General features: G+C 37.7%; 11 protein-coding genes. All 11 read left to right on the forward strand.

Annotated features, from left to right (window positions below; all coding sequences use genetic code 11):
* The first annotated feature begins 15 nt into the window (after nucleotides 1-15).
* The 11 genes from MKX57_RS05525 to MKX57_RS05575 all read left to right on the forward strand — a co-directional run bounded on the left by MKX57_RS05525 (nucleotide 16) and on the right by MKX57_RS05575 (nucleotide 11,996).
* The gene (locus MKX57_RS05525; protein WP_008178929.1) at nucleotides 16-945 is read left to right on the forward strand and encodes a helix-turn-helix domain-containing protein; all 930 of its coding nucleotides are present in this window, start codon (nucleotides 16-18) and stop codon (nucleotides 943-945) included.
* Between the two features lie 47 nt (nucleotides 946-992).
* A complete protein-coding gene (pgsA, locus tag MKX57_RS05530) occupies nucleotides 993-1,571 on the forward strand; it encodes a CDP-diacylglycerol--glycerol-3-phosphate 3-phosphatidyltransferase (RefSeq protein ID WP_008178927.1) in 579 nt (192 codons plus the stop codon).
* A 17-nt stretch (nucleotides 1,572-1,588) separates the two neighbouring features.
* Entirely contained in the window at nucleotides 1,589-2,857 is a 1,269-nt protein-coding gene (locus MKX57_RS05535; protein WP_342550831.1) for a competence/damage-inducible protein A, read from the forward strand.
* Between the two features lie 151 nt (nucleotides 2,858-3,008).
* Nucleotides 3,009-4,070, forward strand: coding sequence for a recombinase RecA (recA, locus tag MKX57_RS05540; RefSeq protein WP_008178923.1), 1,062 nt, complete (start codon nucleotides 3,009-3,011; stop codon nucleotides 4,068-4,070).
* A 523-nt stretch (nucleotides 4,071-4,593) separates the two neighbouring features.
* Nucleotides 4,594-6,153, forward strand: coding sequence for a ribonuclease Y (gene rny, locus MKX57_RS05545; RefSeq protein WP_008178918.1), 1,560 nt, complete (start codon nucleotides 4,594-4,596; stop codon nucleotides 6,151-6,153).
* 146 nt (nucleotides 6,154-6,299) lie between these two features.
* Nucleotides 6,300-7,064: a CpsB/CapC family capsule biosynthesis tyrosine phosphatase gene (locus MKX57_RS05550; protein WP_008178916.1), complete on the forward strand. Its 765-nt coding sequence runs from the start codon at nucleotides 6,300-6,302 to the stop codon at nucleotides 7,062-7,064.
* A 31-nt stretch (nucleotides 7,065-7,095) separates the two neighbouring features.
* Nucleotides 7,096-8,253, forward strand: coding sequence for an O-antigen ligase family protein (locus tag MKX57_RS05555; RefSeq protein ID WP_089985369.1), 1,158 nt, complete (start codon nucleotides 7,096-7,098; stop codon nucleotides 8,251-8,253).
* Nucleotides 8,254-8,322: 69 nt separating this feature from the next.
* The gene (locus MKX57_RS05560; RefSeq protein WP_008178912.1) at nucleotides 8,323-9,039 is read left to right on the forward strand and encodes a Wzz/FepE/Etk N-terminal domain-containing protein; all 717 of its coding nucleotides are present in this window, start codon (nucleotides 8,323-8,325) and stop codon (nucleotides 9,037-9,039) included.
* Nucleotides 9,039-9,737, forward strand: a complete 699-nt coding sequence (locus tag MKX57_RS05565) for a CpsD/CapB family tyrosine-protein kinase (RefSeq protein ID WP_008178910.1) — start codon at nucleotides 9,039-9,041, stop codon at nucleotides 9,735-9,737. Before MKX57_RS05560 ends, MKX57_RS05565 begins: the two co-directional genes overlap by 1 nt.
* A gap of 8 nt (nucleotides 9,738-9,745) precedes the next feature.
* Nucleotides 9,746-10,831 carry a glycosyltransferase gene (locus tag MKX57_RS05570; protein ID WP_089985371.1) on the forward strand — a complete coding sequence of 362 codons (1,086 nt, stop codon included), beginning with the start codon at nucleotides 9,746-9,748 and terminating at the stop codon, nucleotides 10,829-10,831.
* A gap of 67 nt (nucleotides 10,832-10,898) precedes the next feature.
* On the forward strand, nucleotides 10,899-11,996 hold the full coding sequence (locus tag MKX57_RS05575; protein WP_255250333.1) for a glycosyltransferase: 1,098 nt from the start codon (nucleotides 10,899-10,901) through the stop codon (nucleotides 11,994-11,996).
* Nucleotides 11,997-12,001 lie beyond the last annotated feature (5 nt).

Here is a 12,001-nt window from a genome sequence, read left to right on the forward strand (position 1 = left end):
TTGATGTTAAAGTAGGTGTTATTAGTGGCAGAATTAGGGACTCGACTGAAAGAGGCGAGACTGTCTAAAGGCTACAGCTTAGACGATTTACAAGAAATAACGAAAATTCAAAAGCGTTATTTAGTAGGAATTGAAGAGGGCAATTATTCCATTATGCCTGGCTCGTTTTATGTACGAGCTTTTATTAAACAATATGCAGATGCTGTTGGTTTAAATGCGGAAGAAATTTTAGAGACTTATAAAAAAGAACTACCGAGTACTCCAAATGATCAAGTAAGTCAATCCATAACGAATAGTCCAAGCAGAAGAAAGGTCACAAAAGGCCCTTCCAATAAAATGATGGAGGCAATGCCAAAAATCATTGTTGGGTTATTTATTGTTGTGATCATCGTGGTAATATGGGTGCTATGGCAATCCAAAAACAGTCCAGGGACAAGCGAGGGCAACACAACATCCCCTGAAATTGAATATGATACAAATGCCAAGCCTATCGATAGTGCCAAAGATAAGAAAGAAAAAGAAGAAAAAGATGCTCTGAAAAATGACCAAAAAGATACAGACTCTAAAGAAGAAACACCAACTGATGAAGATCAAACTGATCAAACTGAAGAGATCAAGCAAACCATTTCCGCAGGTACTGTTGAAGCAGATGGAGAAACAACTTCTTACACGTTAACAGGTACAGATACATTGAAACTTAAAATCGAAGTTTCAGGTCCTACATTTGTTGGTATTCGTAATCAGCAGCAACAAGAATTATTAACGGATACTCGTGTTTATAATGCTGGTGAAGTGGTAGAATTCGACGCGACGACTGAAAATTATGTTCGTATCCGTCTTGGTAATTCTACGCAAGCTAAAATCTATATTAATGACGAGCTTCTCACGTATGCACAGCAAGTTGTAACTCAAAATATCGTCATCAATTTCAATAAAGAACAGTAGTCATCATGTGATGACTACTTTCTTTCATCATGAAAGGTGTTAGAAAAATGAACATACCAAATAAAATTACCATCTCACGAATCTTACTTATTCCATTTTTTGTCATTGTTATGATGTTTGATTTTGGCTGGGGAACATTGACTCTATTTGGGGCAGAGATGCCAATCCATCATTTTATAGGTGCACTTATTTTTATTTTAGCTTCGACAACTGATTGGGTAGATGGTTATTATGCACGTAAGTATAATCTTGTGACTACATTTGGGAAATTTTTAGATCCCTTAGCTGATAAATTACTTGTGTCAGCAGCCTTCATTTTAATGGTAGAGCTTGATATGGCACCAGCCTGGGTGATCATCATTATTATTAGCCGTGAATTCGCTGTTACGGGTTTACGCCTTATTTTAGCAGGTGGCGGAGAGGTCGTTGCCGCCAATCAGCTTGGCAAAATTAAAACTTGGGCACAAATTGTAGCAATCGCTGCGGCTCTTTTACACAACACAATTTTTATACTCATTGGTATTCCTTTTGATATGATTATGCTATATGTAGCATTGTTCTTTACGCTATGGTCTGGGTGGGATTACTTCTACCTTAATCGACGTGTTTTACTTGAGTCTAAATAAGAAAGGTCTTGTGAATCATGAATGCTGAAATTCTTGCGGTTGGCTCAGAGCTATTATTAGGTCAAATTACGAATACGAATGCGAGATTTATCTCGAACCAGTTATCCGAGCTAGGCATTAATGTTTTTTACCATACAGTAGTTGGTGATAATGCAAAACGTTTAGAACAAGCTATTGAAGTGGCAGAATCTCGTGCAGATTTAATTATATTTTCGGGAGGACTAGGACCTACGAAAGATGATTTAACAAAAGAAACAATTGCACGCCATCTCGGTGTTTCTCTAGAATTTGATGAAGTTGCATTAACATATATTGAGCAGTTTTTTGCCAAGCGAGGACGTCCTATGACGGAGAATAACCGGAAACAGGCTTTAATTCTAGCTGGAAGCGAAATATTAGCCAATTATCACGGAATGGCACCTGGTATGATTTTTAAAAATAATAATCGTACGTATATTTTACTCCCAGGGCCACCAAAAGAGCTTGAGCCTATGTTTCAATTTGAGGCGAAACCTAAGCTTGCTGCGATGCTTAATGATGGAGGGATCATTGCCTCTCATGTGATGCGTTTTTATGGGATTGGTGAGGCCGAACTTGAAGTCCAGGTACAGGATATTTTAGATGCCCAAACAAATCCAACTGTCGCTCCACTTGCGTCGGATGGTGAGGTAACATTACGCGTAACAGCTAAAGCAGAAACCGAACAGCAAGCCCAACAACTTATTGCCGCCAAAGTAGCAGAGATACAAGCCCTTGTTGGTGACTATCAATATGGTGTGGATGATGACTCACTTGTTTCAAAGACAGTTGAAATGCTAGTAGACAATAATCTAACTATTTCTGCTGCGGAAAGTTTAACGGCAGGGTTGTTTCAATCAGAGCTTGCGGAAATTCCAGGGGTAGGGAACGCACTCATTGGTGGTGTAGTGACCTATGCGGCAGAAGCAAAAGTAAAGCATCTTGGTATTTCACAAGAATTAATAGATACACACGGCGTTGTGAGCGGTGAATGTGCTGCTGCAATGGCAAGTGCAATTCGAAAACAATTTGGGACAAATATCGGCATTGGGTTAACAGGAGAAGCAGGGCCTACAGCACATGACCATCAGCCAGTAGGAACGGTTTGGATTGGTATTGCCATCAATGATGAGGAGCCACTTACATACTTACTTCATTTATCTGGTATGCGTAATACAAATCGACTCCGTGCAGTGAAATTTACATGCCATTATTTAATGCAGCGTTTGGAAGAACGCGGCTATACAAACGATATTAATATAGAGTGAAAAATAGGAATTTGGGTAGAGGAAAACTATCCAAATTTTTATTTTGTAGAAAAAACGAATAAATGTTCGCTTTTTTCTTGCGTGTTTTCTCAAAAACAAGTATAGTAGAGATAGACAAAAACAGTGAACAGTTTTCGAAGGAGGAAAATGAATGAGTGATCGTAAAGCAGCCTTAGAACAGGCTTTAAAACAAATTGAAAAGAATTTTGGTAAAGGTTCAATCATGAAACTCGGTGAAAAAACCGACTTAGAAATTGCGACATCCTCAAGTGGATCATTAGCACTTGACGCGGCATTAGGCGTAGGTGGCTATCCACGTGGACGTATTATTGAAGTATATGGTCCTGAATCATCAGGTAAAACAACAGTTGCTTTACATGCTATTGCTGAAGTACAAGCAAGAGGTGGACAAGCAGCATTTATCGATGCAGAACATGCATTGGACCCAATCTATGCTCAAAAATTGGGTGTCAACATTGATGAGTTATTATTATCACAGCCAGATACAGGGGAACAAGCACTTGAAATCGCAGAAGCACTAGTTCGTAGTGGTGCAATTGATATCATTGTTATTGACTCCGTTGCTGCTTTAGTGCCAAAAGCTGAAATTGAAGGGGATATGGGTGATTCTCATGTCGGCTTACAAGCCCGCTTAATGTCACAGGCATTACGTAAACTTTCAGGTTCTATTAACAAATCAAAAACGATTGCTATTTTCATTAACCAAATTCGTGAAAAAATCGGGGTAATGTTCGGAAATCCGGAAACAACACCAGGTGGTCGTGCCCTTAAATTCTACAGTTCTGTACGTTTAGAAGTTCGCCGTGCAGAAGCTATTAAGCAAGGTAATGATATTGTTGGTAACCGTACGAAAATTAAAATTGTGAAAAATAAAGTAGCGCCGCCTTTCCGTACAGCTGAAGTTGATATTATGTATGGAGAAGGAATTTCTAAAGAAGGCGAAACAGTTGATTTAGGTGTAGAATTAGACATCGTGCAAAAAAGTGGATCTTGGTATGCATATGGCGATGAGCGTCTAGGTCAAGGACGAGAAAATGCAAAACAATATTTAAAAGAAAACACTGCTGTTTTGGAAGAAATCTCAAACAAAATTCGATCTTCTTATGGTATTGCTGCTAATTCTTATACAATTGCTGCACATGAAGAAGACGAGATGGATGAAGAATTAATGTCACTTCTTGATGAAGAATAATCAAACGATTGCATTGTTCCCAATTTATTACGGGAACAATGCTTTTTTTGTCTATAATCTAAAATTTTTACACATAATAAGATAGAAGCTATATGCCTCAGAAATTATTTCTTATGTACTGGGTTAATGTAAAAGGTGTAAAAGGAGAATTTTTTCCTAGTATAAAAGTAACAGGGAAAAAATTCACTGAATGGATAGGACTTACTTTTTTTCTTCTCAAAGGGCGAACAGGTGCCCGACTATCCTTGACAGAGCTGATGGCTAGCTATACAATTAAATATGTATAATTTCTGAATTATGACTTTAAATAGGCAGTACATTTTATCTTCATTTAGCAAAAGTTTTATAGTTACATGTCCTTTTCGAAGGATGTCAAAACGCCTACTGAATGCAGATAATACCTTTGGCCAATTAAACAAGTTTTGTATGAAGACTAACAAATTATTGCGCAATTTGCCAAGGCGACATAGATGTATGCGCCGACTGAAACTGTAATACCCAAATAGCAAGAGGAGGTGTTCATATGGATGGAATTACTATCATCTCCGCTTTGCTTGGACTCATCGTTGGTGCCGCTGTTAGCTATATCTACATGAAAAAAGTGAATGACTCAAAAATCACTGGTGCTAAACATGTCGCTGAAACAATCGTTGAAGAAGGAAAACGAGAAGCGGAGGCATTAAAGAAAGAAGCACTACTTGAAGCCAAAGATGAAACTCACAAATTTCGTACTGAAGCCGAAAATGACATTCGTGAACGTCGTTTAGAACTTCAAAAACAAGAGAACCGTTTATTGCAAAGAGAAGAGAATCTTGATCGCAAGGATGATGCTCTAAATAAGAGAGAAGCAAGCTTAGAGCGTAAAGAACAAGCTCTAGCTGAAAGACAACAGCATATTGAACAGATGGAGAGCAAAGTGGACGAGCTCGTTGCATCACAAAAAACAGAGCTAGAACGTATTTCTGCTTTAACTAGAGAAGAAGCAAAATCAATTATCTTAAATGAAGTAGAAAAAGAGCTAGCAACTGATATAGCTGTGATGACAAAGGAAGCTGAAACACGTGCAAAAGAAGACTCAGATAAAAAGGCGCGTGAAATCTTATCATTGGCACTACAACGATTTGCAGCAGATCATGTAGCTGAAACAACCGTATCTGTTGTAAACTTGCCAAATGATGAAATGAAAGGTCGAATCATTGGTCGTGAGGGCCGTAATATTCGTACATTGGAAACGTTAACAGGCATTGATTTAATTATTGATGATACTCCAGAAGCGGTTATTTTATCAGGCTTTGATCCAATCCGTCGTGAAACGGCTCGACTTGCACTTGAAAAACTTGTACAGGATGGCCGCATTCACCCAGCACGTATTGAAGAAATGGTGGAAAAATCTCGCCGTGAAGTGGACGAACAAATCCGCGAAACTGGTGAGCAAACTACATTTGAAATTGGCATTCATAACTTACATCCAGATTTAATGAAAATTTTAGGCCGCATGAAATATCGTACAAGCTATGGACAAAACGTCCTAAAACATTCAATTGAAGTCGCGCATTTGGCAGGTTTACTGGCAGCTGAATTAGGTGAAGATGTGGCGTTAGCTCGTCGCGCAGGCCTATTACATGATATTGGTAAAGCCATTGACCATGAAGTAGAAGGTAGCCATGTTGAGATTGGCGTGGAATTAGCAACAAAATACAAAGAACATCCAGTCGTTATTAATAGTATTGCTTCGCATCATGGTGATACAGAAGCAACGTCTGTGATCGCGGTATTAGTCGCGGCAGCTGACGCTTTGTCAGCAGCTCGTCCAGGTGCACGAAGTGAAACACTTGAAAACTATATCCGCAGACTTGAAAAATTAGAGGAAATTTCAGAAAGCTATGATGGCGTAGAGAAATCTTATGCAATTCAAGCTGGACGTGAAATCCGAATAATCGTACAACCTGAAAAAATTGATGATTTAGCTTCTCATCGTCTTGCTCGTGATATTCGCAAACGTATTGAGGAAGAATTAGATTATCCAGGTCATATAAAAGTAACAGTCATTCGCGAAACTCGTGCCGTTGAGTACGCGAAATAATATTGAAAGTTAGAGGTTTCTCTAGATTCATATCTAGAGAGCCTCTTTTTTAATTTAGCCAGAGTCATGTTTGAGGAGCATCCATCATAAAAAAGAAAAAGGCTAGATTTTCTGCAGATGGATTAAAGAGGAAAGTTGTGATCAAAATGATAGATCTTCATGCCCATATATTATTTGATGTGGATGATGGGCCAAAAGACAAAACAGAATCCTTAAACATGTTGGAGCAAGCTGCACGTGAGGGGATAACAGATATTGTCTGTACCTCACATGCTATGCATCCACAATATCATGTCCAATATAGCAAGGTTCAAGCGCTAGTACATGATTTACAACAGCTACTGCTACAAAACCAAATTCCAATCACCCTCCACACAGGACACGAAGTTCGTTTAAATGATGAGCTTTTGGCACATCTTCAGCAGAAGCACCTCCATACATTAGCCCACACTAACTATATTCTATTAGAACTTCCTTCAAATACGATTCCTGCCTATACGAAAGAGATGATTAGACATTTAAAATGTGCTGGATATACACCAATTTTGGCACACCCTGAACGAAATCTTGCCATTAGAGAAAATCCAAAAAGACTCGATGTCCTTATCCAAGAAGGTGCGTTTACACAAATAACGACAGGTAGTTTAACAGGTTTGTTTGGTAAGGAGGTACAGCGTTTATCATTAGCTTTAGTAAGAGCAAATTACATTCATACGATAGGCTCTGACACCCATAATGTAAGTACAAGAAAATTCTGCTACCAAGAGGCACTCCAATATCTAGAGAAAAAGAATGAAATAGAGATGGTTGAGCGGCTCCTCATGAATAATGCAAATGTTTTAGCTAACAAGCCTATCATGCGATTTGAACTAGAGGATCTTGTCGTGAAGAAGCGATGGCTTATATTTTAATCTCCTATGTAGAAATGAGTGTGAGTATAATATGAAACTATTTATCACATTAGTGTTTAGCGCACTTATTTTTATGAGCCTTATGCAGCCCGTCGATGGTATTTACCATAAAGTATCTTTAATTATTAGCTTTTTCATTATTATAATCTCTATACTTCAGCATAAAAAAATTAGTATTCACAATGTACAAGCTAGTGTTTTTTTTAGTATGTATACGTTTTTTTGTGTCATTGCAGCTGGGGTAAACCAAGATATGAATTTATTAAAGAATAGTCTTCAATTATTTTGCATGTTTTTAGCCGTTTCTATTTTCTTTAATGATCTTGTGAAAGAGCATGTTATACAGATTGTTGTGAATAGTGTTTTACTAGCCTACGTCCCATTTATTTGTTTATGTTTCCTACAAGCACGCTATATGTTTGGGGGCTTTGCAGGTGTATTTGAAAATCCCAATACAATGGGGTTTTCTATGATTGGATTAATGGTTGCCGTACTTATAAGGCTATATCAGCTAACCATGAAAATTTTACATGAGCGACAACAGCCAAAATTAATTTTATTATTTGTTTTTTATGCGACCATTTATTTAATATGCTTATATATTATACTACTTTCAAATGCTCGTACTTCATTGTTAACCGCTGCACTAGTGACGATTGTAGTGATTGTTTCCAGTATTAAAAACTTGAATAAAACCTTTGTGCCATTCCTAAAGTTTAGTGCTCTTTTTGCGGCCACCGTTTTAGTTGTATTCATAGCCTTTATGAAAATGGATAGGATGCAAGATGCCATACAAAGTATTGTATTGAAAATGGAAAAAAAATCTACGAACATAACAGATGGTCGTCTTGAAATTTGGCAATATGTTTTTGAGCATGTTCAATTTTGGGGACATGGTGTGGAATCATTATGGTCTATAGGAGTATCTCATGCTCATAATACATTGATTAATATTTTACAGGAGGCAGGTTTACTGGCATTGGTTAGCTATTGCTGCTTTTTGCTAGCCATTGCCAAAGGCTATCGTCACATGAATGACCAGCTTGCCGTTTTGATGGCGTTAATTATAGTTGCGATGCTAGGGGTTTCCACATTTGAAATTCTTTATTTTAACGTGCTCCATATTCTTGCGTTTGTTGTCAGTGGTAGCTTGAGAGATACGGGCAAAAAGACAATATTGACCGAATAAGCGCTAGGCTTGTTTAATATACTTAATTAGCATTGCCGTTATCTGCCTATATTAGGAGGGATCCATTTTGTGAATGAAGAAATGACAATCCAAAGTCTAGTAAAAGTATTGCAAAAGCGCTGGTTCCTCATCCTAATACTGATGATGCTGTCGATCGGCATTGCCGTGTTCATTAGCTATTTTCTTCAAACGCCTATTTATGAGGCAGAAACTCAATTATTGGTCAATCAAAAAAGCTACGAGAATCAGCAACTAATAGGGGCACAGAATGTGGATACGGACCTTCGTTTAATAAATACGTACAATGTCATTATTAAAAGTCCTGTTATTTTAACAAAGGTCATCGATGTCCTGGCACTAGATACATCTCCAGAAACTTTAATGAAGCAAATTGAGGTCTCAAGCGCCAATAATTCCCAAGTAGTTAATATTCGAGTACAGGATGAGAATGAAGCAAGGGCTGTGAAGATAGCCAATACGATTGCAGAGATTTTTAAAGAGGAAATTCCTGTTTTAATGCATGTGGACAATATTAATATTCTCTTTATTGCCCAATCCAGTGAACATCCAGTACCGGTGAAACCAAATAAATTGCTGAACCTCCTAATAGCAGCTATTAGTGGTTTCAGTTTAGCACTCGTACTCGCCTATTTTTTAGAAACGCTTGATAGGACTATTAAAACAGAGCAGGATATCGAGGAAATATTATCATTACCAGTGATTGGAGTAGTCAGTAATATAGAATTACTCCATAGTAAAAAATCAAGAGCTAGGGGGTCCTCCTAATGCTGTTCAAAAGAAAAACAAAACGAATCCCAATGGCTCGCAAGCTGATTACCGTTTCTGATATAATGTCCATTCCCTCAGAGCAATATCGTACCATTCGCGCGAATATTAAATTTTCACAACCCAATCAAGATGTCAAAACTATTCTAGTAACCTCCTCTATAGCTGGTGAAGGAAAATCGACAAATGCCGCGAATATCGGAGTTGTATTTTCACAGGAAGGGAAACGTGTCCTCATTATTGATGCTGATATGCGTAAGCCTACACTTCATCATACATTTTATCTTGATAATATATTTGGCTTATCATCTGTGTTATCACGCCAAGCAACTTTACAAGAGGTGATTCAAGAAACCTTTGTAGAAGGTGTGGATATTATTTCGAGTGGTGCTATTCCTCCTAATCCAACAGAATTATTAGCCTCTGAAACAATGACCTTCTTGCTGCACGAAGTGAAAGAACAATACGATATTGTGATGATTGATGCCCCACCATTGCTTTTTTTATCGGATGCACAAATTTTATCGAATAAATGTGATGGTACTCTTTTAGTTGTTAATACGGGGACTGTAGGAAAAGCAGCTGTCGTAAAGTCAAAATCCATCTTAACCATTTCCAAGGCCAATATATTAGGTGTCATCTTGAATAATTATAAAATGAAGGGCAGTACGTACGAGCAGTATTATGGAAAGGAATAAAATGGAGAATGACAGTGAAAAAGATTTTGCATATTATCCCCACCACTGATTTTGGTGGTATAACGACCATGATCGTAGATACTTGGTTGAATGTTAATAAATCGTTGTATCATTTTGATTTTGTGTCATTTAATAAAGGTACTTACCATGATATTCTCTTACAGCAAGGTTCGAAAATATTTTACGAAACGTATATTACGGAGCAAGGCCCACTTTCATATATGCGGAACATTTACCAGATCATCAAACAATATCAATATGATGCCGTTCATGATCATACAGGCTACCGTGCAGTTTTTACCATGCTAGCAGCTCGTTTGGCTGGTGTATCATGCCGTGTATTACATAGCCATACGAATGTTGCTGAAGAATGGAACAATAAAGCTCTGTTAGCCTTGCTGAAAAGACTGAGTGTTGGAAATGCAACAAGACTGGTAGCGTGTAGTCAAAAAGCGGGTGAGTTTTGCTTTGATAAAAAATCCTATGAGATTGTCGCTAATCCAATCGATATGCAGAAGATAGAGCGTTTATCGTCAGCGGAGAAAAAGAGTTTAGCAGAAGGTCTAGGGATTCAAGATGGAGATTTAGTCATAGGGCATATTGGTCGTTTTGTACCTGTGAAAAATCATCCGTTTTTAATTGAGCTTGCTGCTACATTAAAGCAAAAAGGAATTCCATTCAAATTACTTTTGATAGGGGATGGCCCTTTAGAGCAGGAAGTTCGTCATCTCGTCAAGCAACGAAACGTAGAGGATTGTGTTCGATTTTTAGGCCCACGTGCGGATATTATTAAGCTCCTTCAGCTCATGGATAAGTTTATTTTACCTTCTCATTTTGAGGGCTTTGGCATTGTATTATTAGAAGCTCAAATTTGTGGTACACCAGCCATCGTTTCTTCCACACTGCCAAAAGAGGTCGATCTGAATGTTGGATTACTACAATATTTAGATCTACAGGGAGAGGTCGATCATTGGCTGCAAGCTATTTCGGAAAATAATGAAAAGATAGATCCGCAAATTATTAGAAAGAGTCTTAAAAATAAAGGTCTTGATGCACAAGAAATAGCAACTAGATTATGTGCTCTTTACACTTAGCTAGCAAATTAATTCAAAGGATGAGACTATCCAAAAGAAAATTAAAATTACTCATATCATCACTACGATAGGTCTTGGTGGAGCAGAAGCGATGCTGTATCGTCTCTTACAAAACGTCGATAGGGACTTATATGAGATAGAGGTTATTTGTCTAACAGAGATGGGAACTTATGGTGAGTTTATCGAACAGCAATTAAACATCAACGTAACTATATGTGATATGCGAAGGAGTATGGGTAGTGCCTTTATTCAATGTTATAAACGATGTCGAGAGAGTGATATTATTCAAACTTGGATGTATCATGCTAATTTTCTTGGATACATTCTTTCAAAATTACTGAAAAAGAAATTAATTTGGGGTATCCATCATAGTAATTTAAATAAGTATGACAATAAACGAAGGACAATTTTTATTGCAAAGCTTTGTGCTAAATTGTCTAAACATGTAGATGCTATTATTTCTTGTGGTCCAAAGGTGAAAGAAATCCATGAAGCGATTGGGTACAAAAATAAGCAACACCGAATTATTGTGAATGGTGTAAATACTGATTTTTATAAGCCTAGTAAAAAGCGCGAATATTATATGGAACGATTCAACATCCTGAACCAACCTATTTTATTGCATGTTGGTAGATGGGACCCTTTAAAGGATTATGAAAATTTGCTGGCAAGTTTGAAGCGATTAAGGCAGAAACGACAAGATTTTTATATATTTTTAGTAGGCTATGAAATAGATGGCTCCAATGAGGTATTGCGGCAAATGATTGAGAACGCGCAATTAGAGCCATTCACTTTCCTATTAGGTAGTAGAGACGATATTCCACAATTAATGGCAGCAGCAGATCTATTCATTTTATCCTCCTCAGGGGAGGGGCTACCGAATGTGTTGGTAGAGGCACTTGCCAGTGGCACTTGCTGTGTGACTACAAATGTGGGGGATTGTGAATATTTAGTTGGGGGTTACGGGGAGGTTGTACCACCCAAAGATGCAATAGCTTTATCGCAGGCCATCAATAGGGCATTAAATTACGATTCAAAGCAATATGAACAAAAAGCTAGTCTTGGTCGTGCACATGTTTTAGCAAATTTTGAAATTAAGCATGTTGTGGCGCAATATCAATCTCTATATCCAGCTATTATTGATAGGAAAGACAATCCTTACTAACAGAA

Origin of the sequence: Lysinibacillus sp. FSL M8-0216 (assembly GCF_038595555.1) — a bacterium.
In the GTDB taxonomy this organism is placed as follows: Bacteria; Bacillota; Bacilli; order Bacillales_A; family Planococcaceae; genus Lysinibacillus; species Lysinibacillus fusiformis.

Excerpts from the sequence above, each read along its gene's own strand:
- MKX57_RS05570 (WP_089985371.1), top strand. The coding sequence starts at position 9,746 with ATGACAGTGAAAAAGATTTTGCATATTATCCCCACCACTGATTTTGGT.
- rny (WP_008178918.1), top strand. The coding sequence starts at position 4,594 with ATGGATGGAATTACTATCATCTCCGCTTTGCTTGGACTCATCGTTGGT.
- MKX57_RS05535 (WP_342550831.1), top strand. The coding sequence starts at position 1,589 with ATGAATGCTGAAATTCTTGCGGTTGGCTCAGAGCTATTATTAGGTCAA.
- MKX57_RS05555 (WP_089985369.1), top strand. The coding sequence starts at position 7,096 with ATGAAACTATTTATCACATTAGTGTTTAGCGCACTTATTTTTATGAGC.
- pgsA (WP_008178927.1), top strand. The coding sequence starts at position 993 with ATGAACATACCAAATAAAATTACCATCTCACGAATCTTACTTATTCCA.
- MKX57_RS05565 (WP_008178910.1), top strand. The coding sequence starts at position 9,039 with ATGCTGTTCAAAAGAAAAACAAAACGAATCCCAATGGCTCGCAAGCTG.
- recA (WP_008178923.1), top strand. The coding sequence starts at position 3,009 with ATGAGTGATCGTAAAGCAGCCTTAGAACAGGCTTTAAAACAAATTGAA.
- MKX57_RS05550 (WP_008178916.1), top strand. The coding sequence starts at position 6,300 with ATGATAGATCTTCATGCCCATATATTATTTGATGTGGATGATGGGCCA.